Origin of the sequence: Streptomyces sp. NPDC126510 (assembly GCF_040302345.1) — a bacterium.
Lineage (GTDB): Bacteria > Actinomycetota > Actinomycetes > Streptomycetales > Streptomycetaceae > Streptomyces.
Genome location: NZ_JBEORR010000012.1, coordinates 202463 through 229095 on the forward strand (window position 1 = coordinate 202463; position 26633 = coordinate 229095).

26 protein-coding genes and 1 pseudogene are annotated in these 26633 nt (G+C 72.8%); 12 read left to right on the forward strand and 15 right to left on the reverse strand.

Translation table 11 applies throughout. The annotated features are described in order from the left end of the window. Positions 1-126: 126 nt before the first annotated feature. Both ABTX60_RS19505 and ABTX60_RS19510 read left to right on the forward strand, forming a co-directional pair. Positions 127-512: pseudogene (locus ABTX60_RS19505) on the forward strand (cobalamin-binding protein); the annotation flags it as partial. Between the two features lie 22 nt (positions 513-534). Next, entirely contained in the window at positions 535-885 is a 351-nt protein-coding gene (locus ABTX60_RS19510) for an STAS domain-containing protein (protein WP_352098256.1), read from the forward strand. Between the two features lie 19 nt (positions 886-904). Here ABTX60_RS19510 and ABTX60_RS19515 read toward each other — a convergent pair whose 3' ends face one another. The 3 genes from ABTX60_RS19515 to ABTX60_RS19525 are packed head-to-tail and all read right to left on the reverse strand — an operon-like array spanning position 905 to position 3961. Further along, positions 905-1498 (reverse strand): TetR/AcrR family transcriptional regulator, encoded by a 594-nt coding sequence (locus ABTX60_RS19515; protein ID WP_053673962.1) that lies wholly within the window; start codon positions 1496-1498, stop codon positions 905-907. 28 nt (positions 1499-1526) lie between these two features. Next, on the reverse strand, positions 1527-3191 hold the full coding sequence (locus ABTX60_RS19520) for a class I adenylate-forming enzyme family protein (protein WP_352098257.1): 1665 nt from the start codon (positions 3189-3191) through the stop codon (positions 1527-1529). Then, entirely contained in the window at positions 3188-3961 is a 774-nt protein-coding gene (locus ABTX60_RS19525) for an SDR family oxidoreductase (RefSeq protein ID WP_352098258.1), read from the reverse strand. Before ABTX60_RS19525 ends, ABTX60_RS19520 begins: the two co-directional genes overlap by 4 nt. 219 nt (positions 3962-4180) lie before the next feature. Here ABTX60_RS19525 and ABTX60_RS19530 point away from each other — a divergent pair, with 219 nt between their 5' ends. Together ABTX60_RS19530 and ABTX60_RS19535 are read left to right on the forward strand one after the other, a co-directional pair. Next, positions 4181-5416: an exo-beta-N-acetylmuramidase NamZ family protein gene (locus ABTX60_RS19530; protein ID WP_352098259.1), complete on the forward strand. Its 1236-nt coding sequence runs from the start codon at positions 4181-4183 to the stop codon at positions 5414-5416. 90 nt (positions 5417-5506) lie between these two features. Next, positions 5507-6823: a serine-threonine protein kinase gene (locus tag ABTX60_RS19535; RefSeq protein WP_352098260.1), complete on the forward strand. Its 1317-nt coding sequence runs from the start codon at positions 5507-5509 to the stop codon at positions 6821-6823. 19 nt (positions 6824-6842) lie between these two features. Here ABTX60_RS19535 and ABTX60_RS19540 read toward each other — a convergent pair whose 3' ends face one another. Continuing rightward, positions 6843-9641: a penicillin acylase family protein gene (locus ABTX60_RS19540; RefSeq protein ID WP_352098261.1), complete on the reverse strand. Its 2799-nt coding sequence runs from the start codon at positions 9639-9641 to the stop codon at positions 6843-6845. Between the two features lie 263 nt (positions 9642-9904). Between ABTX60_RS19540 and ABTX60_RS19545 the strand changes: the two genes are divergently transcribed. Both ABTX60_RS19545 and ABTX60_RS19550 read left to right on the forward strand, forming a co-directional pair. After that, on the forward strand, positions 9905-10507 hold the full coding sequence (locus ABTX60_RS19545; RefSeq protein WP_352098262.1) for a hypothetical protein: 603 nt from the start codon (positions 9905-9907) through the stop codon (positions 10505-10507). Positions 10508-10583: 76 nt separating this feature from the next. Beyond that, positions 10584-11300, forward strand: coding sequence for a 3-keto-5-aminohexanoate cleavage protein (locus ABTX60_RS19550; RefSeq protein ID WP_352098305.1), 717 nt, complete (start codon positions 10584-10586; stop codon positions 11298-11300). Between the two features lie 30 nt (positions 11301-11330). Here the strand turns inward: ABTX60_RS19550 and soxR are convergent, their stop codons facing one another. After that, positions 11331-11804 (reverse strand): redox-sensitive transcriptional activator SoxR, encoded by a 474-nt coding sequence (soxR, locus tag ABTX60_RS19555; protein WP_352098263.1) that lies wholly within the window; start codon positions 11802-11804, stop codon positions 11331-11333. A 110-nt stretch (positions 11805-11914) separates the two neighbouring features. Between soxR and ABTX60_RS19560 the strand changes: the two genes are divergently transcribed. After that, complete coding sequence (locus ABTX60_RS19560) at positions 11915-12376, forward strand: MaoC family dehydratase (RefSeq protein ID WP_352098264.1); 462 nt, start codon at positions 11915-11917, stop codon at positions 12374-12376. A gap of 19 nt (positions 12377-12395) precedes the next feature. Here ABTX60_RS19560 and ABTX60_RS19565 read toward each other — a convergent pair whose 3' ends face one another. The 3 genes from ABTX60_RS19565 to ABTX60_RS19575 form a co-directional block, all read right to left on the reverse strand. Next, on the reverse strand, positions 12396-13031 hold the full coding sequence (locus tag ABTX60_RS19565) for a TetR/AcrR family transcriptional regulator (RefSeq protein ID WP_352098265.1): 636 nt from the start codon (positions 13029-13031) through the stop codon (positions 12396-12398). A 70-nt stretch (positions 13032-13101) separates the two neighbouring features. Further along, positions 13102-13353, reverse strand: a complete 252-nt coding sequence (locus ABTX60_RS19570) for a YiaA/YiaB family inner membrane protein (RefSeq protein ID WP_352098266.1) — start codon at positions 13351-13353, stop codon at positions 13102-13104. Between the two features lie 60 nt (positions 13354-13413). Then, positions 13414-14565: an acyl-CoA dehydrogenase family protein gene (locus tag ABTX60_RS19575; RefSeq protein WP_352098267.1), complete on the reverse strand. Its 1152-nt coding sequence runs from the start codon at positions 14563-14565 to the stop codon at positions 13414-13416. Between the two features lie 73 nt (positions 14566-14638). Between ABTX60_RS19575 and ABTX60_RS19580 the strand changes: the two genes are divergently transcribed. The 3 genes from ABTX60_RS19580 to ABTX60_RS19590 all read left to right on the forward strand — a co-directional run bounded on the left by ABTX60_RS19580 (position 14639) and on the right by ABTX60_RS19590 (position 17172). Beyond that, positions 14639-15289, forward strand: a complete 651-nt coding sequence (locus ABTX60_RS19580; protein ID WP_352098268.1) for a TetR/AcrR family transcriptional regulator — start codon at positions 14639-14641, stop codon at positions 15287-15289. A gap of 36 nt (positions 15290-15325) precedes the next feature. Beyond that, positions 15326-16048 (forward strand): ArsR/SmtB family transcription factor, encoded by a 723-nt coding sequence (locus tag ABTX60_RS19585; protein WP_502992353.1) that lies wholly within the window; start codon positions 15326-15328, stop codon positions 16046-16048. A gap of 155 nt (positions 16049-16203) precedes the next feature. Continuing rightward, a complete protein-coding gene (locus ABTX60_RS19590; RefSeq protein ID WP_502992354.1) occupies positions 16204-17172 on the forward strand; it encodes a DMT family transporter in 969 nt (322 codons plus the stop codon). Here ABTX60_RS19590 and ABTX60_RS19595 read toward each other — a convergent pair. The 5 genes from ABTX60_RS19595 to ABTX60_RS19615 all read right to left on the reverse strand — a co-directional run bounded on the left by ABTX60_RS19595 (position 17161) and on the right by ABTX60_RS19615 (position 23797). Next, positions 17161-18558, reverse strand: coding sequence for an MFS transporter (locus tag ABTX60_RS19595; protein WP_352098270.1), 1398 nt, complete (start codon positions 18556-18558; stop codon positions 17161-17163). The genes ABTX60_RS19590 and ABTX60_RS19595 overlap by 12 nt on opposite strands. Before the next feature lie 191 nt (positions 18559-18749). Next, positions 18750-19832: a Zn-dependent alcohol dehydrogenase gene (locus tag ABTX60_RS19600; protein ID WP_352098271.1), complete on the reverse strand. Its 1083-nt coding sequence runs from the start codon at positions 19830-19832 to the stop codon at positions 18750-18752. A gap of 19 nt (positions 19833-19851) precedes the next feature. After that, the gene (locus tag ABTX60_RS19605; protein ID WP_352098272.1) at positions 19852-21240 is read right to left on the reverse strand and encodes an aldehyde dehydrogenase family protein; all 1389 of its coding nucleotides are present in this window, start codon (positions 21238-21240) and stop codon (positions 19852-19854) included. Positions 21241-21387: 147 nt separating this feature from the next. Beyond that, positions 21388-22722 carry an ABC transporter ATP-binding protein gene (locus ABTX60_RS19610; protein WP_352098273.1) on the reverse strand — a complete coding sequence of 445 codons (1335 nt, stop codon included), beginning with the start codon at positions 22720-22722 and terminating at the stop codon, positions 21388-21390. Between the two features lie 196 nt (positions 22723-22918). Further along, positions 22919-23797, reverse strand: coding sequence for a class F sortase (locus ABTX60_RS19615; RefSeq protein ID WP_352098307.1), 879 nt, complete (start codon positions 23795-23797; stop codon positions 22919-22921). Between ABTX60_RS19615 and ABTX60_RS19620 the strand changes: the two genes are divergently transcribed. Both ABTX60_RS19620 and ABTX60_RS19625 read left to right on the forward strand, forming a co-directional pair. Beyond that, on the forward strand, positions 23778-24119 hold the full coding sequence (locus tag ABTX60_RS19620) for a hypothetical protein (protein WP_352098309.1): 342 nt from the start codon (positions 23778-23780) through the stop codon (positions 24117-24119). The genes ABTX60_RS19615 and ABTX60_RS19620 overlap by 20 nt on opposite strands. A 62-nt stretch (positions 24120-24181) precedes the next feature. After that, complete coding sequence (locus ABTX60_RS19625; RefSeq protein WP_352098274.1) at positions 24182-24313, forward strand: hypothetical protein; 132 nt, start codon at positions 24182-24184, stop codon at positions 24311-24313. Positions 24314-24614: 301 nt separating this feature from the next. Here the strand turns inward: ABTX60_RS19625 and ABTX60_RS19630 are convergent, their stop codons facing one another. Together ABTX60_RS19630 and ABTX60_RS19635 are read right to left on the reverse strand one after the other, a co-directional pair. Then, positions 24615-25202: a hypothetical protein gene (locus tag ABTX60_RS19630; protein ID WP_352098275.1), complete on the reverse strand. Its 588-nt coding sequence runs from the start codon at positions 25200-25202 to the stop codon at positions 24615-24617. Between the two features lie 100 nt (positions 25203-25302). Further along, positions 25303-26616 carry an MFS transporter gene (locus ABTX60_RS19635; protein ID WP_352098276.1) on the reverse strand — a complete coding sequence of 438 codons (1314 nt, stop codon included), beginning with the start codon at positions 26614-26616 and terminating at the stop codon, positions 25303-25305. Between the last annotated feature and the right edge of the window lie 17 nt (positions 26617-26633).

Genomic DNA, 26633 nt, shown 5'->3' on the forward strand with positions numbered 1-26633 from the left:
ACTCGCTCTGCGTCGCACTCCGGGCAAGTCCGGTGGTTGCAGCACACACCCGGACTTCGGGACTGTGCACCGAGACAGTCCTCGTTTCGTCTTCGCAGAGTGAGGTGTGGGTCACGCGTAGGGCCCGTCCACCAGGCGACCGACGATCTGCCGCATCTGCGCGACCAGGAGTACACGCTGGTCGCGCGGTCCTCCACCCGCCTGGTGCGCGACACCTTCCGGTCTCTCGAAGAGCGCCTCCCCGCGATGCGGGACTACAGCGACGAGCAGCGTGAGCCACCGCCGAGGACATCGCCCACATCGTGGGCTTCCTGACGGCCGCCCTGTACGTGGACGCCGACGAGGTCTTCAGCGGCTTCCTCGTCTGGACCGCCGAGGTGCTCACCGCCCGCGGCGTCCCGGCGCGCTCGCTGCTGCCGTGCCTGGACCTGCTCCGGGAGCAGCTGCACGACTTCCCCCGCGCCTGCCGGCTGCTCGACGCCGGGCGCGGCGCGCTCATCCCCCGCCCCTGACCCCGAGACGCTGGACGAACCCGTGACCCCCTCATTCGGCACCGGCCCGCACTCCGTGCGGCTGGCTCTCACCGGCGATCTGGACTACGACTCCTGCGCGGAGCTGCTCCAGCGGGTGCGGACGGCTCTCGACGTCGGCGGGAAGGCCGAGGAGCTGCACCTGGACTGCCGGGAGCTGGGTCTGGTCGACTCCATGGGGCTGTCGACCCTGCTGCAGATCCACCGCTCCGCCTGCCGGGACGGCATCGCCTTCCACCTGGACGAGGTCGGCCCGGCGCTGCGCCGCCTGCTCGAACTCACCGGCGTCTACGAGTACCTGACGACGCGCCGGCAGTCCGATCCCCCCGCGGAGAGCAGCCACGGCCGCTCCTGAACGGGAGGCGGTGCGGCTGCTACGGACGCAGGGCGCGCAGCAGCAGGTCTGCCAGGTGGTCGGCGACCTGCTGGGGGGTGAGGGGGCCGTCGGGGCGGTACCACGTCGACAGGTGGTGGACCGAGCCGAAGTGGTAGTCGACCACCAGGTCCGCCGGGGTCACGTCGGAGAAGACGCCGGACTTCTGGCCCTCCTCGACGAGGGCGCGGAAGCGCTCGTGGTACCGACGCCGCTCGGAGCGGACCTGCTTGTCCTTCTCGGGGCTGAGGTGGTGCATCGACCGCCAGAAGATCATGGCGTCGTCGAGGTTCTCGATGGTCGTCACCACGACGTCCGCCGCGGCGTGCCGCAGCCGCTTCTCGACCGGCTCGTCGGCGCCGGCCACGGCGTCCAGCCGCTCCTGCTGGATGCGCAGCACGCGCGCGTACACCTCGTGCAGCAGGTCGTCCTTGGAGCCGAAGTAGTGGTACAGCGCTCCCTTGGTGACACCGGCCGCCTCGACGATCTCCTGCACCGAGGTGCGGTCGTAGCCCTGCTCGGCGAAGAGCCGGGTGGCGGCGGCCAGGAGCCGCTGAGGCACGGGCGTGCCGTCCGAGTCCGTGGTCCTGGGCACTGCCGCCACCTGCCTTTCCGTTCTGCTGTCAGTTGCCTTGCGTACGGGAACGCAGTTCCCGACGGAGGATCTTCCCACTGGCCGTTTTCGGCAAGTCCGGCAGGATCTCCACCTGGCGCGGATATTTGTAGGCGGCCAGTCTCTCCTTGCAGTAGGCGGCGAGTGCATCCGGGTCCGTGTCGGCGTCCGGACGCAGGCTGATGTAGGCCTTGACGGTCTCCCCGCGATACCCGTCGGGCACCCCGACGACGGCGGCCTCACGCACCGCCGGATGCGTGTAGAGGACGTCCTCGACCTCGCGCGGCCACACCTTGAAGCCGGATGCGTTGATCATGTCCTTCTTGCGGTCGACGACGTACAGCCAGCCCTGCTCGTCCATGAAGCCGATGTCGCCGGTGCGCAGTTCGCCACCGGGGAAGGTCTCGGCGGTGGCGTCGGGGCGGCGCCAGTAGCCGGGCACGACCTGCGGGCCGCTGACGACGATCTCGCCCTGCTCGCCGAAGGGCACCTCCTCGCCCGCCTCGTCGACGATCCGCACGACCGTGTCGGGGCCGGGCAGTCCCACGGCGAGGGTCCCGGAGACGGGGTCGACCGGCGCCTCCAGACCGGGCGGCACCGAGGCGCAGGGCGCGGTGCACTCGGTCAGCCCGTAGCCGTTGCGGATGTACGGTCCGAATCCGGTCCGGAACTTCTCCACCAGCGCGGGCGGCAGCGGGGCGCCGCCGGAGGAGATCACCCGGAAGGAGGAGAAGTGGTCGCGGGTGACGGAGGGGTGGGCGGCCAGCGCCATGAAGGCCGTGGACGGCCCCACCGTGTAGTGCGGACGGTGCTCGGCGAACGCGTCCAACACCACACCCGACTCGAAGCGGTAGGCCAGCACGAGCGTGCCCCCGCTGGTCAGACACGCGCCCAGCTGGCACACCATGCCGGTGATGTGGAACAGCGGCGCCAGCGCGAAGTAGACGGGCCGCTCTGGCAGTCCGAGGCCGGTGCGCTGCCGTTCGGCGTTGTACATGATGTTGCCGTGCGTGTTGGTGGCGCCCTTGGGTGTGCCGCTCGTGCCCGAGGTGTAGCTGATCAGTGCGATGTCGGCGGGGCCGGGGTCACGGTCCTCGGGCGCCTTGTGGCCGGCCCGGGCCACGGTCACCAGGTCGTCGGCGTCCGGGGCCTGCGGCAGGCGCTCGAAGGTCAGCACACGTGCGTCGCCGCGGCTCTGGAAGTCCAGCTCGCATCCGGTGAGCACGATCCGCACGGGCGAGTCCGACGCCGTCTCGCGCAGATACGACTCCCAGGCCCGGTCCGAGCAGATCAGGGCGGCCACCTCGCCGTCCCGCAGGACATGCGCCACCTCTCCCGACTTGTACATCGGGTTGACCGGCACGACGACGGCGCCCGCCTTCCAGGCGCCCAGCAGGGCGAGCAGGAAGTGCGGGGAGTTCTGCAGCAGCACCGCGACGCGGTCACCGCGCCGCAGACCGCGCGCCGCGAGGTGCCCGGCGACGGAGTCGCTGAGCTCGTCGACGTCCCGGTAGGTCAGCCGGCCGTCGAAGTAGGCCAGGAAGTCGCTCCCCGGTGTCTCGGCCACGGCCCGGCGCAGGGCGTGCACGAGGGAGTCCGCGGGGCTGATCGCACCCCTCTGGGCGTCGTTGAGCAGGGCGAGCCAGGGCTTGGCGGCGTAACGGGAGCCGGTCATCGGGCCTCCTCCCACTGCTGTTGGATGCGGTTCATGCCGGACAGCCACCGGTCGGTGTCGCCGGCCCGGGCCTGATGGTAGGCGGCGACCTCGGGGTGCGGCAGGATCAGGAACCTGTCCTCCTCGATGCCCTTCAGCAGGGTGTCCGCCACGGTCTCCGGCTCGATCGCGGTCGGCTGGAGCACGAGGTCGCCCGCGCTGCCGGTGGCGGCGAGCATGTCGGTGCGCACGCCCTGGGGGCAGATGGCGTGAACCTTCACCCCCCGGTGCCGGTACGTCAGCGACAGCCACTCGGCGAAGGCGAGCGCGCCGTGCTTGGTGACGGCGTAGGGCGCGGCCCCGATCATGGTGAGCAGCCCCGCGGCGGACACGGTGGAGACGAACCGTCCGCTGCCGCGCTCCAGCCAGCCGGGCAGCAGCGCGTGGGCGGCCCGGACGTGGGCCATCACGTTCACGTCCCAGGAGGCGGCCCAGGCCATCTCGTCCAGCGGTCCGTCGGCGGCCCCGCCCTCGAAGGCGACACCGGCGTTGGCGCAGTAGACGTCGACGGTGCCGCCGAGGGCGTCCCGGGCGCCCTCGACGACCGCCGAGGCGTCACCGGCCACGGCGATGCCACCGACTTCGTCCGCGACCCGCTCGGCCCGCTCGGCGTCCAGGTCGTTGACCACGACCCGGGCTCCCTCGGCGGCGAACCGCCGGGCCAACGCGGCACCGATTCCGCCGCCACCCCCCGTGACAACGACACCGGCGTCTTGAAAGGCTCCCACCATCGGTCTCCTCGGTCGCGGCTCTGCAATGGCGCCAGACTAACCGGTCGGTATGTACCAGGGAAGGGCCGGCCGACAACGCCCCCGAAACGGAAGCACAGCCCGCCCGAAAGGGGCGCGGGGAACTGCGCGGCCGGCCACAGACGGCCCGCAGCCTCCCCACGACCCGCGGGAGCGCATACCGTGCCACTGCCGACCGTCCCCGCTCAAGGAGGTCACCGCATGCGCCCTTCCAGACGAGCCGTCATCACCACCGCCACGGCGGCAGCCGTATCGGCGACATCCACCGCATCCGCCGCCCAGCGCCGCGGGCAACTCCGCACCGGCTTCGAACGCCTCGCCCACGACGGCTACGCCCTGCTCGACGGCCAGAAGACCGGCATCGTCACCAACCCCACCGGCATCACCCGCGAGGCCCGGCACATCGTCGACGTCATGCACGCGGACACCCGAGTGGATCTCAGGGCCGTCTTCGGCCCCGAACACGGCTTCCGCGGCACCGCCCAGGCCGGCGGTTCCGAGGGCCGCCACGACGACCCGGCGACCGGCCTGCCCGTCTACGACACCTACCTCAAGAGCGGCCGGCCCCTCGCCGACGTCTTCACCGCGTCCGGCGTGGACACGGTCGTCTTCGACATCCAGGACGTCGGCGCCCGCTTCTACACGTATATCTGGACGCTCTACGACTGCATGGAGGCCGCCCGGCTCGCCGGCAAGCGGTTCGTGGTGCTGGACCGGCCGAACCCTGTGACCGGCCGGGCGGCCCTCGGCCCGGTCCTGCACAAGGAGTTCGCCACGTTCGTCGGGCGGCAGCCCATCGCCCAGGCCCATGGAATGACCGTCGCCGAACTGGCGCGGCTGTTCAACGGTGAGTTTCTGCCCGAGCCCGTGCCGCTGGAGACCGTGACGATGTCGGGCTGGAGGCGCTCGGAGTTCTACGACGCCTCCGGGCTGCCCTGGGTGCCGCCGAGCCCGAACATGCCGACGCCGGAGACGGCTCTGGTGTATTCGGGAACATGCCTGTTCGAGGGCACGAACCTCTCGGAGGGGCGCGGCACGACCCGGCCGTTCGAGCTGCTGGGCGCGGAGGGCGTCGACCGGCGCTGGGCGGCGGCGGCGAACGAACTCGCCCTGCCCGGCGTGCGGTTCAGGGAGGCGTACTTCGCGCCCACCTTCTCGAAGTTCCAGGGGAAGACGATCGGCGGTGTGCAGGTCCATGTGCACGACCGGGCCGCCTTCGATCCGGTCCGCACGGGAATCGCCCTGCTCGTGACCGCGAAGAAGGCCTGGAGCGGTTTCGCCTGGCGCCCGGACAACTGGATCGACAAGCTCACCGGCTCCGCGCGCGTACGGACGATGATCGACGCGGGCGCGGGGACCGACGAGGTGGTGGCCGGGTGGCAGGAGGACCTGGCGGCGTTCCGCAGGACGCGGCGGAAGTACCTCCTCTACCGCTGAGCCGAATGCGCCCGTGACGTATGGCCAAGCTCCCCCGTTGGCAGGACGATGCGCCACATCGTGGCGTCACCGGGGGCTAGGGGGCCTGTCATGGCGGATCCGGCGATGAGTGTGACTCCCTACTGGGAGCTGGTCTTCGACGCGGACGGGGACCCGGAGAGCCGCCTTCGCGACCGGCTGCTCGCCGGGGTGTCCGAGCGGGGCGTGCGGGATCTGATCGTCTTCGCGCACGGCTGGAACAACGACCGCTCCGGGGCCACCCGCCTCTACGACCGCTTCCTCGCGCCCGTGCCGCGGCTGGCCCCGGCGGCGCGGATCGGGTACGTCGGGGTGCTGTGGCCGGCGATGCGGTTCGCCGACGAGCCGATCCCGGACTTCCCGCGGGCCGTGGCGGCCGATCCGCCGGGGCGCCCGGTGCTGGACAAGGACACCCGGCACGCGCTGCTGGAGACCTTCCCGGGCCGGGCGATCCTGGTCGACCAGATCGCCCGGCTGCTGGAGCAGCAGCCGCCGGAGGAGGCCGAGCTGGAGGAGTTCGGGCGGCTGGTGCGGACGCTGGTGGAGGTGGTCGCGCCGGGGCCGCAGGCGCTGTTCGCCGCGGACACGGTGGCGGAGGGCGTGCCGCAGAGCGAGCCGGAGATGTTCGCCGGACCGTCGGCGGCGGCCTGCGAGGAGTTCGCACGGGCGCTGACGGAGTGCGAGGCGCCAGGGTCGCCGCGGGGGTTCACGATCCCCAACCCCTGGCACGGTGCGCACGAACTGCTGCGGCAGGCGACGTACTACGCGATGAAGCGGCGCGCGGGGACCGTGGGTGAGCGGGGGCTCGGCCGGGTCGTCGGGCAGCTGGCCGAGGCGTCCCCAGGGGTGCGGGTGCACCTGGTCGGGCACAGCTTCGGCGCGCGGCTGGTGTCGTTCGCGCTGCGGGGGCTTCCCGAGGGGGTGCGCACGGTGAAGTCGGTGACGCTGCTCCAAGGGGCGTTCTCGCACTACGCGTTCGCGGCCCGGCTGCCGCACGACGCCCGGGCCGGAGGGGTGCTCCAGGGGCAGCAGAACCGTGTCGACGGGCCCTTGGTGTGCTGTCACTCCCGGCATGACACGGCCCTGGGCACGGTGTACCCGCTGGCCTCGCGGATGGCGGGCGACAGCCGGTCGGCCGCCGAGCCGGTCCTGAGGCGGGCCCTGGGCGCCAAGTGGGGCGCGATGGGCCACGACGGGGTGCAGGCGGTGCCGGGCACGCGCGCGTACACCCTCGCCGAGGCCCTGAAGGCGAAGCTGCCCGCCTCGGGGTGCGTGAACGTCGACGCGGCGGCCGTGGTCAGACGGGGCGGGCCGCCGGCCGGTGCGCACAGCGACATCCTGCACGCGGAGCTGGCCCGGCTGGTCCTGGCGGCGGGCCGCGTTCGCTGACCCGCCGCCGGACGGTGCCTCAGCGGTGTGCGGTGAACTCCACGACCTGCTGGTAGGTCGGCCGGTTCTGCCAGCTGATCTTGCCGTGCTTGATGCCGCCGAGGGTGCGGTGGTTGATCGAGTCGGCGCACCACTGGTCGCCGGCCGCGCACACGTCGTCGCCGGGGTAGACCTGGGCCGCGGTCTTCGCGGCCGCCTCCTTCAGGGTGCTGACGAGGGTGTCGCGGCACGCGCCGAGGCTGCCGTCGCCGCAGTACTTCCGGGCGAGCGGCCCCTTCACCTGCTCACCGAGGACGGCGCGGACGTCCTTGTCGACGTAGCTCCACCAGCCGTACTGGAAGGAGCTCCCCGCGTGCGAGCCGGTCGGGCCGTGTGCTGCCGACGGGGACTCGTCGACGGGGAGGTTGGCCGTGACGGCTTCGTACAGCTCGCTGCCGAGGCCCGGTTCGAACTCTGCCTTGACCAGGAGCGGCCACCAGGCGTCCAGGATGCGGATCGCGTCGGCGTCGGCGTACTTCTTGGAACCGGCGGCGGTCTCCGTGCGCTTGCCGCCCGCGGCGACCCAGGCCTGGAGTTTGCTCACGGCGGCCGCCGCGGCCGGGTCGGTGACGGGTGCGCCGGTGACGACCTTCAGGAGCTTGGGCAGGACGTCCTCGGCCCGCAGGTCCGCCAGCCCGGCGTCCGCCATGGCCTTCACCAGGGCGGCGCGGGTCACCCCGCCCTGCTGGACGAGCTTCTTCACCCGGTCCTCCAGGAGGTTGCCGCGGTGCACCGGGCCGTTGCCCCAGGGCGCGGCCGTGTAGTCCCTGGCCTGCTTGTTGTTCCAGGAGACGTAGTAGTCCTGGTCGATGGAGTTCGGGTGGGCGGAGGGCGGGGTGTAGTCGGCCGTGTTGGTCGCCGGGTTCCAGCCGCGCCACTCGTGGGCCGGCCGGGCCCACGCCGGGAACTCGGAGTCGACGCCGGCCGCGCGCACCGGGTTGTCGCCGCTGTTGTAGTACGCGGTGTGCTCGGAGTCGGCGTAGAACCAGTTGAAGGTGTAGTTGATGTGCTGGACGGCCTTCTGGAAGGAGTCCGGGCCCTTGACGTAGTCCGGGTCGTTCAGCATCTGGAAGCCGATGATGGAGTCGGCCTCGTGCAGGAAGGACGAGCGCAGGGTGGTGTAGGCGACCTTCTTGCCGCCGACCGTCGCGCGGTACTCGACGGGGCCGTACTTCGTGCGCCACACGCGCATGGTGTACGAGCCGGCCGCGGTGCCGTCGGCGGTCGTGGGCTTCCACGCGTTCTTCTGCTCGACCTTCTCCATCGGCGTGCAGGTGCCGCGGTAGAGGTAGTGGTAGTCGTCCTGGCACAGCTCGACCGCGTAGGAGTCGATGATGTCCTGGCCCGAGGTCGTGGCGCTCCAGGCGTAGTCCTGGCCGCGGCCGAGTTCGACGTACATGCTCAGGCCGGCGAAGGAGGCGCCGCGGGCGCTGATGCCCGGGCCCTGGATCTCCTGGAGCAGCAGCAACTGGGGGGCGAAGTAGCCGGTCTGCGGACCGAACACGGCGACGGGGTGGCCACTGGCCGTGTGCTTGCCGCTGACGACGAGGGCGTTGGACATGCCGCGCTTCGCGGACGAGGTGGCGGTTTTCGCGGCTTGACCGGACGCGCCGGTCGCAGCGGCCGTCGCGGCGCTGCCGGTGCGGTCGTACACGAGCGGCTCCGGCTCCACCGAACCTGCGTCGGGCAGGGCAGCGCCCTGCGGGTCGGCGGGCTTGGCGCCGTAGGGGAAGCTGCCGTCGTGCTGGGTGAGGACGGCCTCCGGGTCGTTGCGCATCCGGAAGGACTCCCAGACCTTGGTGCCCTCGGTGACGCCGTACTTCTCCTGGGCGGCCATGAGCGAGAGGGCGTTGTTCACCTCGCCGCCTCCGCCCGAGCCGAACAGCGCGCCGATGACGGAGGCCAGCGCGACCAGGTCGGTGATCTTGAAGTGCTCGATGGTGCCGGCGTTGGTGACTGAGTCCTTGTGCCCGGTGAGTACGTATTCACCGGGGAAGGTGCGCCCCTTGTCGGAGGCGTCGATGTAGGCGTTGATGCCGTCGAGGTAGGCCTTGACGTCGGCGAGGGCCTGCTGTCCGCGCTCGCCGTTGGTGGCGACGGCGTTGTCGATCTGCGCCTGCAGATCTGCCTCGCCGTACGGGGCGTGCCGCCAGAACTGCTGCTCGAGGCCCTGGTTGGAGGGCGCACCGCCCGCGAAGGAGGTCAGCTGACCGCGCCCGACGTGCCGGAAGACGTCCATCAGCCACAGCCGGTCCTGGGCTGCCGCGTATCCGGCGCCGAACTCCGTGCCGTAGCGGGTGGTGCCGGTGATGTGCGGCACGCCGGTCTTCTTGTCCCGGACGATCGTCACGTCACCGCGTCCGGCGGGTTTCACGCTGGAGGCGACCTGGTCGGCGGGGACTCCGAAGGAGGCGTCGTTGAAGAAGGTGTTGATCTTGTCGTTGGTGAGGGCGGGGTAGCCCTTGGCGAGGTTCGCGTAGGGCCCGAGCTGGTCCTCGGCGTGCTCGGGCTGGGTGCCGAAGGCCTGGTTCAGGAGGATCTGGGCGAGGGTGGCGTTGCCGTTCTGGCCGGGCGGGAGGATGTCCGAACACTGGTTCCCGCAGAAGTCGTTCGCCGCGGCGGTGGGCTGCGCGACCGCTGTTTCCGATGCGGCAGCCGGGGCAAGCGGCGACAAGAGACCTGCGATCAGGGTGCATACCGATGCTGTCTTCAGGAACCCGGGGATTCCGCTGGGAGTTCTCATTCTGTCGAGAACGGTGCGTGGGGCACGCCGTGGCATGGGGGCTCCTCCCGACGGGGGTGGGCCGGATGTTACCGCCGGTATCCCCCGGCTTGAAGATGAACAAGCGTCACTTTTTGAAGTCGGCACAACAGACACACGGATCACGGCAGTCGACTGGCGAGCCTCTTCGGGCCGCTTATGGAGGCCATTTGAAATCGGATGGAGCCGATTCGCTTGTCGATACGTCTATTCGGCGACGTCCTTACGACGACGCCGAAGTGACCGGATTACAGGTGCAGGTGTGACGGAGGTGCAGGACGATGGCCGGTTTCCGGAGTCTGGCGAGACAGGTCCGCGATCCGCGGTGCGATCTGGCCCTGCGGCGCTATTCGCTGCGTAAGTGCCTTGAGAGGTTCGCCCCTTACGGGCACAGGGCGACCTGGGACCATCTCTGCTCCCGGGCGGGATTCGGTCCCGAGGACCGCTCTCCCGATCCGGTGCGGCTCGTGGCCGCACTGGACGAGCTGGAGGAGGCGCGGGCGGTCTGGCTGGCCTACGAGGTCGAGTTCGCCGAGCGCCGCAAGAAGGAGAAGCACGACGGACTGCGCAGGCCGGGCAGTGTGGACGACTGGCACCGGCTGACCTGGGGCGGTTTCGGCGTGGCGTGGTGCGACGACCCGGCGGTCCATCCCCGTGAACCGCTGGCCGAGGTACTGCGCCGGCTGATCGCCGCGCTGGAGCGCGAGCCGGGCTCGGCGTGCCCGGTGTGCGGCGGCGCGCAGCTCGTCTGGAGGTACGACCTGGACCACGAACCCTCGTCCGGTCCGGTCTGCGCGGACTGCGGAATCCTGGTGCCGCGTCCCGTGCTCACGCCCGAGGCCCTGGCCTACGCCAGGCGGACCAGGTTGCTGGTGTCGGCTTGACGGATGCGGGTGCGCGAAGGGGTGCGCCGGGGATGCCGCACCCCCACTGCCGGTGGTGACTGGCACCATCGACGCCATGATGCAGGTGTGCCTGAACGGTTCGCGGACGGCCGCTGACGGCGTGGCCGTGCCGCTGACACCCGAGTCGATGGCCGACTCGGCCGCCGGGGCCGTGGCCGCGGGGGCGACGGACATCCACGTCCATCCCAAGACGCCCTGCGGACGGGACACGTTGTCGCCGCGGGTGCTCGGCGCGACGCTGGCGGCGATCCGGGCGCGGGTGCCGGTGCCGGTGGGTGTGACCACGGGCGCGTGGGCGGAACCCGACCCGGCCGCCCGGCTGGAGCGGATACGCGGCTGGACCGTGCTGCCCGACCACGCCTCGGTCAACTGGCATGAGCCGGGGGCGGAGGAGACGGCCGCTCTGCTCATGGAGCGCGGAGTGGGCGTGGAGGCAGGCATCTGGTCCGGCACGGACGGGGCGAGGCGGTTCGCGGCGTCGGCGCTGGGGCCGAGGGTGCTGCGGGTTCTGGCCGAGGTGACGGACCCGGACCCGCTGAGCGCGGTCGCTTCGGCACGGGGACTGCTGTCCGACCTGGGGTCCGCGCACGGCCGTCCTGTGCTGCTGCACGGGGAGGACGGGGGTGCGTGGCCGGTGCTGCGGCTCGCGGGGCGGCTGGGGCTGGCGACCAGGGTCGGACTGGAGGACGTGCTGGTGCGGCCCGACGGGGCCCGGGCGGGGTCCAATGCGGAGCTGGTCGCGGTGGGGCTGGTGGAGTACGGCCGGTCGTGAGGCGATCGGCGTGCCCTCGGCCGGGGCCTCTCAGCCCTGACCCCGACGGCCCCGCTCCACCATCAGGCGGGAGCCCGCGCGCCGTTCACCGAACGCGTCGTCCGGGTTGGACAGGACGCAGCTGTCGAGGGAGAGGCAGCCGCAGCCGATGCAGTCGGCGAGGTGATCCCGCAGGCGGTTCAGCTGCTTGATGCGCTCTTCCAGCTCGGCGCGCCAGGCTTCGGAGAGGTGCGCCCAGTCCTCCCGGGTGGGCGTGCGCTCCTCGGGGAGTTCCGCGAGCGCCTCGCGAATCGTCGCCAGCGGGATGCCCACCCGCTGCGCGGCCCTGATGAACGCGACCCGGCGCAGCGTGTCACGGGAGTAGCGGCGCTGGTTGCCCGCGGTCCGGCGGCTGCCGATCAGGCCCTTGGACTCGTAGAAGTGCAGGGCGGAGACCGCGGCGCCGCTGCGCGCCGCGAGCTGGCCGACCGTGAGCTCGTGGATCTTCTCTGGAATCCGGTGCACCCCGCGAACCCTACCGATTCCGTTGACACAGCCACCGCGGCCGACCATGCTAAGCAGTCGCTTAGAGATATGAGCGCGCAGACTCCCCGCACACGAGAGGCCTGGAAGACATGGCAGAGCCGAGGATCTTCACGTCCGTCGACGACCTGAAGTCGGCGGTGGGCGAGCAACTGGGGTACACGGACTGGCTCGACATCGACCAGAAGCGGATCGACCTCTTCGCGGAGGCCACCGGCGACCACCAGTGGATCCACGTCGACGCGGAGAAGGCCGCCGCGGGCCCGTTCGGCACCACCATCGCGCACGGCTACCTGACCCTGTCCCTGCTGCCCCTCTTCGGGCCGCAGCTGATCGCCGTCGAGGGCGTGAGGATGGGCGTCAACTACGGCACGAACAAGGTGCGTTTCCCCGCCCCTGTGCCCGTGGGTTCCCGGCTGCGGGCCACCGCGACGATCAGCGGCGTCGACGAGGTGCCCGGCGGCGTCCAGGTGGCCGTCGCCTTCAGCGTGGAGCGCGAGGGCGGCGACAAGCCGGTCTGCGTCGCCGAGTCGGTGGCGCGCTACTACTTCTGAGGCCGGGGCCCGGCGCCCCTCAGGCCGTCGGGCCCTGGGCTCCGACCATCCGCAGCACGAGGTCGGCGTACAGCTCGCCGACCTCCTCCGGCGTCCGGGGCCCGCCGACGTTGAACCACCGCGCCACGTCGATGCACAGGGACAGCACGGCCAGCGTCGTGCCGTGCACGTCGGCGACGTCGAACTCGCCCGACCGCACGCCCTCCTCGATGATCCCGCGCACCTCGCCGTCGACCTCGCGGCGCAGCGCGAGGATCTCGGCGCGGGCGTCGGGACCCAGCGACTCGAGTTCGTACTGCACGACCCGGGCGGTGGTACGGCCGCCCGCGTGCCAGCGCACGAAGGAGCTCACCGCGCCGGCGAGCCGCTCGGTGGGACTGCCATCGCGCCGGGCCGCCGTCCGCAGGATCTCCAAGGCCTTCTCGTGCCCGATCCTGCTGATGCGGTGCAGCAGCTCTTCCTTGGTCTTGTAGTGGATGTAGAGCGCGGCCGGGCTCATCCCGGCGCGGCCCGCGATGTCGCGGGTCGTCGTGGCGTGGTAGCCACGCTCGGCGAAGGCCTCCACCGCGGCGACCAGCAGCCGCCGCGCCGCGTCGGGCGTGACCTCGCCCCACGCCTGCGCCTCGCCGCCGGCCGTCTCCTCCGCCGTACTCATCGCTCGCCCCTCTCCACTGGCAGGAGCAACACCATACCGCCGAAGGTGAGCGAGCGCTTAGTGTGGCCGCTCAGTGCTTCTCGTAGGGGGCGTACGAGGGGACCGCTCCGGGCCCCTCCTGCCGGTCCCTGATCACTTTGGACAGGGTGAAGGCCGAGGTGACCAGGTACAGGACGGCGATGGCGAGGAAGGCCCGCACCCAGGCGTCGGCGCTCAACTGGTAGATGCCGATGGCCGTGGCCGCCATGGCGACGGCGAAGGAGGCGACGGCCTGGCCGTAGAAGGCGGCGGTGTTCTGCTGCTTGCCCGGTGTGTCACTCATGGGGGAAAGCATCGGCGGACGTGGCCCGCGCCACATCCGCCGAGGTACTCAGACAGGTACTCAGAACGCCGAGACGCCCGTCAGAGCCCGCCCGATGACCAGCTTCTGGATCTGGCTCGTGCCCTCGTAGAGGGTCATCACCCGGGCGTCCCGCAGCAGCTTGCCCACCGGGTACTCGTCGATGTAGCCGTAGCCGCCGAAGACCTGGAGCGCATTGTTCGCGGCGCGGACGGCGGCCTCCGAGGCGAACAGCTTGGCCTTGGACGACTCCACCGCGAACGGCCGCCCCCGGTCGATCAGGTCGGCGACCCGCCAGGTCAGCAGCCGGGCGGCGTCGACGTCCAGGGCGATGTCGCTCAGCAGCTCCTGGACGAGCTGGTGATGGGCGATGGTCCTGCCGAACTGCTCCCGCTCCCCCGCGTACCGCACGGCCGCGTCGAGGGCGGCCTGGGCGATGCCGACGCAGCCCGCGGCGACGGACATCCGGCCCTTGGCGAGAGCCGACATGGCGATCGAGAAGCCCTTGCCCTCCTCCCCGAGCAGGGCGGAGGCGGGTACGCGCACGTCCTCCAGGACGAGTTCGGCGGTGGCCTGGCCACGCAGCCCGAGCTTGCCGTGGATGGTGCGGCGGGTCAGGCCGGGGGTGTCGGTGGGGACGAGGAAGGCGGAGACGCCCTTGTGGCCGGGGGCGTCCGTGGAGCGGGCGAAGAGCAGGACGACGTCGGCCCAGGTGCCGTTGGTGATGAACATCTTGGTGCCGCTCAGGACGTAGTCGTCGCCGTCCCGAACCGCCCGGGTCTCGAGACTGCCCGCGTCCGAGCCCGTGCCGGGTTCGGTGAGGCCGAAGCAGCCGATCGACGCGCCGGAGGTGAGGCCGGGCAGCCAGTGCCGCTTCTGCTCCTCGCTCCCGAAGGCGGCGACGGTCTTGGCGACGAGCCCGAGGGAGACGGAGACGATGCCGCGCACGGACGAGTCGCCCCGGCCCAGCTCCTCCGTGACCAGGCAGTACGCGAGGTGGTCACCGCCGGAGCCGCCGTACTCCTCATCGATCGTCAGGCCCAGGAAGCCGACCTCGCCGAGCTTCTCGACGATGGCGCGGTCGACCTCCTCCGCGCGGTCCCAGGCGACGACGTGCGGGGTGATCTCGCGCTCCACGAAGTCCCGCGCGAGCTGCCGGACCGCGCTCTGCTCCTCGCTGAGCCCCAGATTCACCACAGGTCACCCCACTGCACGCCGTAAGTGTAGATTTAAATTAGCACTGCTAGTTTCTCGGTGCAGCCCTACTATGTGCGCCATGGCCCGACCGCGCAAGCCCTTGCTCAGCACCGACCGGATCGTCGAGACGGCCCGTGCGCTCGTGGACGCGGAGGGGCTGGCCGCCGTCTCCACGCGGCGGCTCGCCGCCGAACTGGGGGTCAGCGGGCCCTCGTTGTACAACCACTTCCGCACCAAGGACGAGATCCTGGAGGCCGTCGCCGACTCGGTGAGCGGCCAGGTGGACCTGTCGATGTTCCAGGACGGCCGGGACTGGCGGACCGCGTTGCACGACTGGGCCGTCTCCTACCGGGCCGCGCTGCGCGACCACCCGAACATCGTCCCGGTGCTGGCCCGGGGCCCGGGCCGCCGCCCGGCCGGACTGCGCCTCGCGGACGCCGTCTACGGCGCGATGGTCGCCGCGGGCTGGCCGCCGGCGCAGGCCACCTCCATCGGCGCGCTGATGCGGTACTTCGTGATGGGCTCCGCGCTCGGCTCCTTCGCCGGGGGCTTCGTGGACGACGCGAGCGCCTACGACCCCGCCGACTACCCCCACCTCCAGCAGGCCCACCTCCTCGCCGAACAGCAGGAGAAGATCGACGAGAGGGCCTTCGAGACCGGGCTGACGGCCCTGCTGGACGGGCTGACGCGACAGTACGAGCAGGTGCGGCCCACGGCGTAGACGACGCTTCGGCGCCGGCCGAACCGTTCGTGTTCCATGCTGGAGGGCATGACCACGAGGGACCCGAAGGCGACGGCCCTGGCACGGCTCGCCGCGCTGTTCGCGGACGAGACCCGGGCCGCGTGCCTGCTGGCGCTGCTCGACGGACGGGCCTGGACCGCCAGCGAGCTGGCGCGGCACGCGGGAGTCGCCGCGTCGACATTGAGCGAGCACCTGGGCCGTCTCGTCGCGGGCGGACTGCTCGCCGAGGAGCGGCAGGGCCGGCACCGGTACGTCCGGCTGGCCGACGCGCGGGTCGCGCAACTGCTGGAGGACCTGGCCTCGCAGGTCGCGCCGGACGAGACCGCACGGCCGCGCACCCTGCGGGAGTCGAGCGCCGGCTCGGCGATGGCCCGCGGCCGCACCTGCTACGACCATCTCGCCGGGCGGCTCGGCATCGTGGTCAGCGACGCGCTGACGGCTCGCGGCCTGCTGGAGCAGGAAACGGGGTTCGCGCTCACCGACGCGGGGCTGGCCTGGTTCGCGTCGGCCGGGATCGGCCTGGAACGCCGGGGCCGGCGGCCGCTGGCCCGGGGATGTCTGGACTGGACCGAGCGCCGTCCCCATCTCGCGGGCGTTGCGGGCGCGGCGCTGTGCCGGCACGCGCTGGACGCGGGGTGGTGCGTGCGCGTCGGCTCCGAGCGGGCCGTGAAGGTGACGGCGGCCGGTGAGCGCGCCCTCTTGGATCTGCTGGGCGTGGCGGCGACGGCGCTGCGCTGAGACCAGACTTCGATGTGCCGGGCGTGGCGGCGACGGCGCTGCGCCGAGACCCCGGAACGGGTCCGGACCTGCCGCGACACCCCGTCGGTCAGCCCGCACCACAAGGCCCGAAAACCGCGAGCGTTCGCACCTGCACACCCCCTAGCCTCGGAGCCATGATGATCAACTCCCCCCGCCCTCCCGCCCACCGCGCGGATCTGCTCGCCGCCGGTGCGGCCGCGGTGACCGTCGTGCTGTGGGCCTCCGCCTTCGTCTCGATCCGCAGCGCGGGTGACGCGTATTCACCGGGCGCGCTGGCGCTCGGGCGATTGCTGGCCGGGGCGCTGACGCTGGGGGTGATCTGCCTGCTGCGGCGGGAGGGGCTGCCGCCGCGCTCGGCCTGGCGCGGGATCGCGATATCGGGCGTGCTGTGGTTCGGCTGCTACATGGTCGTGCTGAACTGGGGCGAGCAGCAGGTCGACGCCGGGACGGCCGCCCTGGTGGTCAACACCGGACCGATCCTCATCGCGCTGCTCGGTGCCCGGCTGCTCGGCGACCCGATGCCGCCGCGGCTGCTGGCGGGAATGGCCGTGTCGTTCGCCGGTGCCGTGACGGTGGGCCTGTCGATGTCGGGCGAGGGCGGTTCCTCGATGCTCGGGGTGCTGCTGTGTCTGCTGGCGGCCATCACGTACGCCGCTGGTGTCGTGGCGCAGAAGCCGGCGCTGGGCACGGCGAGCCCGTTGCAGGTCACCACGTTCGGGTGCCTGGTCGGCGCGGTGCTGTGCCTGCCGTTCGCCGGGCAGCTCGTGCAGGAGGCCGCCACGGCGCCCGCCACAGCGACGCTCAACATGGTGTATCTGGGCGTCTTCCCGACCGCCCTCGCCTTCACGACCTGGGCGTACGCCCTGTCCCGGACGACCGCGAGCCGGATGGGTGCGACGACGTACGCGGCGCCCGCACTGGTCGTGCTGATGTCCTGGCTGTTCCTCGGCGAGGTGCCGGGGCTGCTCACGCTGGTCGGCGGCGTGCTGTGCCTTGCGGGCGTCGCGGTGTCCCGGTCGCGGTCGCGGGCGGCGGCCCGGGCCGTGGCTCCGGGAGCGGTTCCGGAGACACGGCCCGAGGAGGCAGCGGGCTCAGCCCGCTGACCCGGCCTGCGCCTCCGGCTCGGCCTTCGTCTCCGGCTCGGCCTTCGTCTCCGGCGCGGACCGCGCCTCGGCCGCGCGCGCCCGGTCCGCGAGGATCTTGATCGACACCAGGGCGATCACCGAGAGCACGACGATGTAGCCGGACACGGCCATCGAGGTGCCGGTCGCCTCCAGCAGCAGCACCATCACGAAGGGCGCGAGCCCGCCGCCCGCCACGGCCGCGATCTGGTATCCCAGGGAGGCGCCGGTGTAGCGCATCTCGGGCGTGAACAGCTCGGCGAACAGGGCGGCCTGGGGGCCGTACATGATGCTCAGGAAGCAGCTCGCGACGAACGTGCCGACCGCGAGCCACAGCAGCGAGCCGGTGTCGATCAGCAGGAAGAGCGGCACGGCCCACAGGGCGATGCCGACGGCTCCGAAGGCGTAGATCCGGATGCGGCCGACGCGGTCGGAGAGGGCCGCGGCGGCCGGGATCAGCACGAGCTGGGTGAGGCTGACGCAGAGCGAGACCATGAGCACCGGGCCCTTCTTCATCTCCAGTTCCCGGGTCGTGTAGTCCAGGACGCCGGTGATGAGGATGTAGAAGGTGGCGGTGTTCACGGCGAAGGAGCCGCCGGCCAGGAACACCGTGCCCAGGTGGCCGCGCAGGATCGTGCGCAGCGGCGAGCTCTGCTCGGACTTCTCCTTCTCGGCGAGCGCCCGCTCGGCCTCCCGGAACGCCGGGGTCTCCTCGACACGCTTGTGGATGTACCAGGCGAGGGCGAGGACCAGCAGGCCGACCAGGAACGGCACCCGCCAGCCCCAGGCCGCGAACGCCGAGTCACTGGTGAGCGCGCCGGCCAGCAGGAACACGGTGTTGGCGGTGACCACGCCGATGGGGACGCCGAGCTGGACGACACTGCCGTAGACACCGCGCTTGCCCTCCGGGGCGTACTCGGTGGCCAGGAGCATCGCGCCGCCCCACTGGGCGCCGACGGCGACGCCCTGCGCGACCCGGAGCAGGACGAGCAGGATCGGGGCGGCCACGCCGATCGTGTCGTACGTCGGCAGCAGGCCGATGGCGGTCGTGGACACGCCCATCAGGGCGAGGGCGAGGACGAGCATCGGCTTGCGGCCGCGCTTGTCGCCGAGGTGGCCGGCGACGATGCCGCCGATGGGCCGGGCGAGGAAGCCGACGGCGAAGGTCGCGAACGAGGCGAGGACGCCTGCCGTGGCGCTGCCGGCGGGGAAGTAGAGGTCGCCGAGCACGAGGGCGGCGGCGATGCCGAAGACGAAGTAGTCGTACCACTCGACGGCCGAGGCGAGCGCCGCCGCGGTGGCCACCCGGCGTCGGTTGCCGACGGCGGGCGTGGTGGTGACGGGCTGAGCGGAAGGTGCCGTGTCCATGCGGTGCACGCTCCGGGGGTGCTGGGGACGGAACGGGGGGTGGCTCGAGTTCCGGGGAACGTACTGACCGGACGGTATGGACGTCAACGGGTCGCGCACCAGGACTTTTACCTGTAGTTGGCATCGACCGCGGGCCCGGGCACGCCGAAGGCCCCGGCCTCGCGCGGAGGCCGGGGCACCTGAATCGCGGGCTAGAAGACCACCAGGGCCCGGCCGCCCTTGCCCGCCAGCATGTTCTCGAAGGCCGCCGGGATGCCGTCCAGGGAGATGCGTTCCGTGACCAGCGCGCTCAGGTCGAGGCGGCCCGCACGGATGTGCTCGGCCAGGACCGGGAGGTCCTTCGCCGGGTCGGAGTTGCCGTAGACGCAGCCTGAGAGGGTGCGGCCCCAGTGGAAGATCTCCAGGGCGTTGAAGGTGACCTGCTGGTCCTTGCCGCCGATGCCGACGACCGTGGTGCGGCCGCCGCGGCGCGTGGAGTCCCAGGCCGTGCGGATGCTGACCGCGCGGCCCGCGCACTCCACGGCGACGTCGACGCCCTGCTTGCCGGTGAGGCCGCGGATCTCGCGGGCGGTGGTGTCGGAGGCGACGACGTAATCGGTGGCGCCGGCCGTCCTGGCCAGCTCCTCCTTCCCGGCGGACACGTCCACCGCGACGATCTTCGACGCGCCCGCGATCCGGGCGGCCTGGAGGGCGGCGAGGCCCACTCCCCCGACGCCGAACACCGCGACCGTCTCGCCCTGCAGGACCCGGGCCGCGTGGTGCACGGCGCCGTAGCCGGTGAGGACGGCGCAGCCGAGGAGGGCGGCGTCGGTGAGCGGGACGCCGTCCGGGACGGGCAGCACGCAGGACGCGGAGACGACCGTCTCCTCGGCGAACGCGGCGACGTTCAGGCCGGGGTGGAGGTCGGTGCCCTCGGTGGTGCGGGCGTAGACGTCGGCGGCGCCCTTGAGGGCGTTGGCGCACAGCCACACCTCGCCGAGCGAGCAGGCGTGGCAGGCGCCGCAGGACGGGGCCCAGTTGAGGACGACCCCGTCGCCGGGCGAGACGTGGCCGACCCCCTCGCCGACGGCGACGACCGTACCGGCGCCCTCGTGCCCGAGGACGGCCGGGACGGGCACGCGCATGGTGCCGTCGGACAGGGACAGGTCGGAGTGGCAGACCCCGGCGGCGGCGAGCCGGACCCGGACCTGGCCGGGGCCGGGTTCGGGCAGGTCGATGCCGGTGATCTCCAGCGGGGAGCCGACTGCGGGCAGGACGGCGGCGCGGACAGCCATGACGGAAGGACCCCCTGGGCTAGAACTGAAGGGACTTGGTCTGGAGGTACTCGGCCAGGCCGTGCACGCCGAGTTCGCGGCCCACGCCGGAGTGCTTGTAGCCGCCGAAGGGGGCGAGGGGGTTGAAGCGGCCGCCGTTGATGTCGACCTGGCCGGTCTCCATCCGGCGCGCGAAGGCCACCGCCTCGGCCTCGTCACCCGCCCAGACGGCGCCGGCCAGGCCGTACACGGTGCCGTTGGCGATGCGCAGGGCGTCCTCCTCGTCCTCGTACCTCAGGATCGACAGGACCGGGCCGAAGATCTCCTCCTGCGCGATGGTCATGTCCTCGGTCACGTCGGCGAAGACGGTCGGGCTGACGAAGTACCCCTCCTCGCGCGGGGCTTCGGGGCCTCCGGCGACCAGGCGGGCGCCCTCCGCGACGCCCTTCTCGATGTAGCCGCGGACCCGTGCCTGCTGCTTGGCGTTGACGACCGGGCCGATGCGCTCGCCGTACTTGGCGGCGGCGGCCGCGGCGAGCTCGACGGCCTCGTCGTACTGGTCGCGGTGGACCAGCATCCGGGTCCAGGCGCTGCAGGTCTGCCCGGAGTTGGACATGACGTTGGCGACCCCGACGTTGACCGCCTTGGCCAGGTCGGCGCTCGGGAGGATGACGTTGGCGGACTTGCCGCCCAGTTCGAGGGCGACCTTCTTGACCTGCCCGGCGGCGATGGCGGCGATCTGCCGGCCGACGGCGGTGGAGCCGGTGAAGGATACGAGGTCGACACCGGGGTGCTCCGCGAGGGCCTGACCGGCGACCGGGCCGAGACCGGTGACCAGGTTGAAGACGCCCGCCGGGATGCCCGCCTCGTGCACGGCGTCGGCGAAGAGCCGGGCGACCAGCGGGGTGTCCTCGGCCGGCTTCACCACCACCGTGCAGCCCGCCGCGAGGGCCGGGGCGACCTTGGCGACGATCTGGTGCAGCGGGTAGTTCCAGGGCGTGATCGCGGCCACGACACCGACCGGCTCGTGGTGCACGACCGAGTTGCCGGTCTTCTCCTCGAAGGCGTACGTCGCCGCCAGCTCCGCGTACGAGCCCGCCACCGCGATCGGCACGCCCGCGTGGACGGCCTGCGAGAACTTCGGCGGCGAGCCCAGTTCGGCCGTGACGGTCCCGGCGATCTCGTCGGCGCGGGCCACGAGCACGTCCCGGAGTGCGGAGAGCCGTGCCGCCCGCTCGGCCGGCGGGGTCGCCGCCCAGCCGGGGAGAGCGGCGCGGGCGGCCCGTACGGCGGTGTCGACGTCCGCGGGGGTGCCCGCGGGGACGGTGCCGATGACCTGCCCGTCGACGGGGTTCACGACCTCGATCACGTCCTGGCCGGCGGCGGGGCGCCAGGCGCCGTCGATGTACATGCCGTCGTATGCCTTCATCGCGCTTCCTCCGGGGGCGGGGCGTCGTCGTCCGCCACATAAACTAGCGGCGATAGTTTTCTGGCGCCAGACATCCCGGGGTGGCGGGACCCGGATGCCGCCGGGCCGTCACAGCGCGGCGCGGGTCCCGACCGGCGGTGCGGCTCCTCACTCCCCCAGGTCGGGCTGCCGCGCCGGATGCGGGCAGATGCGGTCGCCGTGCTGGTCGAAGACGAAGAGGTGGGCGAGGTCCACGAGGAGCGGCACCTGCATGCCGTGGCGCAGGGCCAGGTCCGGGGTGGTGCGGACGATGAGGTCGCCGGGCAGGCGGGCGTCGGCGGTCGCGGCCATCGGTGGGTCCTCGGGGCGGTCCAGGGCGATCACGGGTCCGGCCCGTCCGGCTCCGGACCGCTCCCGCAGCCGCGTGAGGACCGAGCCGTCGCGGCGCCGCCGGGCGGGGCGGCCGGGGCGGGGGCGCGCGGCCTCCAGTTCGGCGACGACGGCGGGGCTGGAGCCGGTATCGAAGTGGACGAGGACCTCGTGCCCCTGGAACTCCACGTGCTCGACCAGACCGGTGATCGGCACCTCGCCGGGGCGGGCGGCGCTGTGGTTGGCGATCCGGACGGCCTCCGAGCGCAGGCCGACGATGACCTCGCGGCCCTGCTGGACGCGCAGCAGCTGGTGGTCGAGGGAGAGCGGCTCGGGCAGGCGCAGGAACTGCTTGCCCAGGCTGATGGTCATCGCCCCGTCGAGCGGAGCGCGCACCAGGCCGCGCAGCAGGTTGATGCGCGGGGTGCCGATGAACGCGGCGACGAAGACGTTGCTGGGCAGCGCGTAGACCACGCGGGGGCTGTCGACCTGCTGCAGCACACCGCCGCGCAGCACCGCGACCCGGTCGCCGAGCGACATGGCCTCGGCCTGGTCGTGGGTGACGTAGATCGTGGTGACGCCCAGCTCCCTGGTGAGCCGGGAGATCTCGGCCCGCAGGTGGGTGCGGAGCTTGGCGTCGAGGTTGGACAGCGGCTCGTCCATCAGGAAGGCGGAGGGGTGGCGGGAGATGGCCCGGCCCATCGCGACCCGCTGGCGCTCACCGCCGGACAGTTGCCCGGGCAGGCGGTCGAGGAGGTCCTCGATGCCGAGCATGCGGGCGGTGGCGTCCACCCGGGGACGATGGTCCACGCCCGGGGACTCGATGCGCAGCGGGAAGCCGATGTTGTCGCGGCTGGTCATGTTCGGGTAGAGGGCGAAGTTCTGGAAGACCATCGCCATGTCCCGGCCCGACGGCGGCAGGTCGTTGGCGTACTGGCCGTCGAGCAGCAGCCGGCCCTCGTCGATCTCCTCCAGCCCGGCGATCATTCTGAGGACGGTCGACTTGCCGCAGCCGGACGGGCCGAGCAGCACGAGGAACTCGCCGGGCGTGATGTCCAGCGTCAGCCGGTCCACCGCGCGGGGACCCCGCGGGTAGGCCTTGCTCACGTCGTGCAGGGAGATGGCGCGTGTCATGAGGGGCCCCCGAGGGGTGTCCGGGCGATGGTGCTCCGCGGTCGGAAGCCCCGTGCGGGTCGTACGGGGCTGTGGGTCACGGAAGTTAACGGAATGTGCCCGGCCGGGGGAAGACATCGGGCGAGATCGGGGGCTTCGGTCCATGTGGTGAGAAGGCGGACGACCCGATCCGGCCGTCGGGCGGGACCGGGCCGGGTCAGCGGATGCCGGTGAGATGGGCGAAGACGACCAGGTTCCCGGAGTAGCCCTTCCTGCGGTCGTAGCTGCCGCCGCAGGTGATCAGCCGCAGCTCGGGGCGGCCCCGGGCGCCGTACACCTCCTGGCTCGGGAAGCGCGCCTTCTCGTACGACTTGATCCTGTCGACCGTGTAGACGGCCATCCGCCCGTCGGCGCGCCGGGCCTTGATGATCCGGCCCCGCTTCAGCTCGGTCAGCCCCGCGAAGACGGCGGGCCCGCTGTCGGTGTCGAGATGCCCGACGGCCACGGCGGTGCCCGGTTCGCCGGGCGAGGCGCCGTGCCGGTACCAGCCGACGAGCTTGGGGTCGTCGTCCGGCGGGGCGGTGAGGCGGCGGTCGCGGTCGAGGCCGAGCTCCATGACCGGTGCGTCGAGGCCGAGGTAGGGGATGAGGAGCCGAGTGGCCCGGGAACGGGGCAGGGGGCGGAGGCCGGCGGGCGGGCGCGGCTTGCGGGCGGCGGGGGCGGGAGGCCTGGGAGCAGGGCGCTGCGTTGCGGTCGCGGGTCGGCCGGGGGGCTTGGCGGGCTCGCCTCCGCGGACCCCGGGGGCGGCGGCTCCTGAGGCGCGGGCACCGGGGGTGGCAGCCCCTGGGGGGCGGGCACCGGGAGTGGCAGCCCCTGGGGGGCGGGCACCGGGAGTGGCAGCCCCTGGGGGGCGGGCACCGGGAGTGGCAGCCCCTGGGGGGCGGGCGCCGGGGGTGCGGGGCCCGGGAGGGCGGGGCCCGGGGGTGCGAGCCGGTGTCGCGGCGGACGCGGGGGGCTCGGCCGGGCCGGTGCGGGGGCCGGGGGTGGGGGTGGCGGGTCCGGCAGGGAGGGCAGCGGTGCTGGAGGCACCTGGCACGGCGGTCCTGCCCGGGCCGGAGGTGCCCGGCGCTGTGGCCGTGCCCTTGCCGGCGCCGGGCGGGCGGTCGCTCGTCCCCGGGCCTGCGGCGCTTCCGGTACCCGTACCTGTGCCCGTGCCCGACGGCCGGCCGGCCGTGCCGGAGCCGGACGGGTGGTCGGCCGTGCCGGAGCCGGAGCCCGACGGGTGGGCAGCCGTGGTGAAGTCCGGTGGGAGGGGGGCCGTGACCGTCGTCGCGCCGGGCTCTTCGCCCCGGTCCCAGCAGACCCCGACCACCACCAGCAGCGAGACGGCCATCACGATCGTCCGCGTCAGCCGGTAGGCACGCGTCCGGTACCAGGGCCTGCGCGGGCGCCGCCGTCGCCACCCCCGGGGAGCGCCGGCGTGCGCCACGTACCGCCCCGGCGGGACGGCGCCGGTGCCCGGGCCACGCCGGACCACCGGCCGTGCCGCGGCGCGCCCGGCCCCGCGCCGGAACTCCCGGACATCGTCATGGCCGGTCCCGCGCCGCCCTGACGGCACTCGGGCGGGCCCCGCCCCGGCCCTGCGCCGGACGACCGGACCGCCGGCGGGCCCGGAGCCGGGCCGGGCACCGAGGCCGGCGGCGCCCCGACGGCCCACCGGAGCCGCACCCGAACCGGCACCACCCCCACGCCGCCCCGACGGCACATCCACGGAACCGGAACCAGCCCCCCACCGACCCGCCGAAGCAGCACCCGACCCGGCACCACCCCCACGCCGCCTCACCACCCCGGCGTCGGGCCCGAGCGGGCCCCCGCCCCGCACCGGCCGGGCGGAGCCCTCCGCGGAACCCGGCCTACGCGGCGCCATCGGGGCGCCGACGGAGCCGGAACCAGACCGTCCCGGCGACGGCGGCCAGGCCGACCGCGGCCGCGCCGGTGACCGGCGTGAAGGCCTCGCTGCGGGCGATGCCGCCGCCGCCCGCGGGCGGGCCGCCGACCGGCGTCGTCGGCTTGGACGTGGGGCAGTCGACCTTGAACACCTTGAACTTGCCCGCGCCGTGGGCCTGGTCGGTGAGCCACGTCAGCTTGTACTGCCCGTTGGGCAGGTCGACGGCCTCGGTACGGCCCATGCCGGTCGGGTCGGCCACGAAGCTGCCCGTGCGCGTGGCGCCGCCCGGGACCTCGGGCTGGGTCTGGATGGTCCAGTTGATCTGCTCACCCGCGTCGAAGTTGAACGCGGCGAGGTAGAAGTCGCAGACCTTCGGGTCGTTGCGCTGATTGACCGCGGCCGTAGTGCTGGCGTGGATCTTGACGTCGCCATTGTCCCCCGGGATGGGAGCGGCTACGGCGGACACCCCGCTCAGGGTGGTCCCTGCGAGGGTGAGGGCGGCGAGGACGGCGGTGCGGGCGCCGGCGCGACGCGCGAGGGGTACGACGGGCATGAACATGCCTCCAAGTCAGATGATTTTCATACAAACACCTCGTCACCTGACTCTCTGGCACCTCACCGTCAAAAGGGCCGCAGCACCGCCCTACGGCGCCTCAGATATCGCTCTTCCGGCGCAGCGGCGCCCCGCGCCCGAGGCCGCTCCGTCCCCCACGACCCTCACCACCCGACTGCTCCGGCCGGCCCGCCCCGCCCGGCGCGTCCCGGTCACCCGGCTCGTCCCGCTCGTCGCGCTCGTCCGGCTCCCGCGGCGACCGCACGGCGACCCCGGAGGACAGCAGCAACAGCACCCCCAGCATCACGAACGGCGCCGCCACACCCGCGACCCCGGCGATCAGCCCGGCCGCTGCGGGCGCGGCGACCTGGCCGAGCCGGTTGCCGGTCAGCCGCAGGGCCAGGGCCGTGGAGCGGGCGTCGTCGGGGGCGGCCTGGACGACCGTCGTCATGGACAGCGGCTGACCGACCCCGAGGCAGAAGCCGAGCGCGGCCAGCAGCAGTCCGAGCGCCCACACCGGCACCGGCAGGGCGATGCCCGTGCACAGCAGGGCCGCCAGCAGACAGGTGAGCGTGAGCAGCAGAGGCCTGCCGAGCAGCCGCAGCAGGGGCGTCAGCACCAGGCGGCAGGCGATCGTCGCCGCGGCGCGCAGACTGAGCAGGACGCCGATCACGGACGGCGCGATGCCCCGGTGCTCGCCGACCACCGGCAGATAGGCGGTCAGGATGTCGGTCGCGGACAGCACGGCCAGGCTGATGAGGATGCCCGCCGGCACGCCACGGGTGCGCAGGATGCCGCGGACCGGGACCCGGGCCCCCTTGTCCGCGTCGGACGAGGACGCCGTACGGCGATGCTCGATGCGCCACAGCGAGGTGAAGGCGACCGCCGCGGTCGCGCCCGCCACGATCAGGGCGAGCGCGCTGCTGCCCGCCATGTCCGCACCGCCGATCAGCGCGCCCGCGGCGACGGGGCCGACCAGCTGGCCGAGGGCGGCGCCGATGGTGAAGTGGCCGAAGTTGCGGTCCTGCTCGTGCGGCGCGGACTGCCGGGCGACCAGGGACTGCGAGCCGATGACGAAGCACAGGTGCCCGAGGCCCATCACCCCGCTCCACAGAGCCATCGTCCACAGGGAGCCGGCCACGCCGCTGAGGGCGCAGCCGCCGGCTATCAGCACCACGCCGACCGGCAGCAGGGGCGCGCAGCGGCCGTGGTCGGTGCGGCGGCCGAGGGGCACGGCGGCGAACAGGGGCAGCAGCGCGTACACACCGGCGATAACACCGACGGCGCGCTCGTCCGCGCCCAGCGCGAGGGCCCGGTAGGAGACGGCGGGCCGGGCCATCGACACCGCCCCCTGCGCGAAGCTGAAGGCGATGACGAGGCGGAGCAGCCAGCCGCGGTTCCCACCGGGCCTCACGATGACGTCCTCCATGA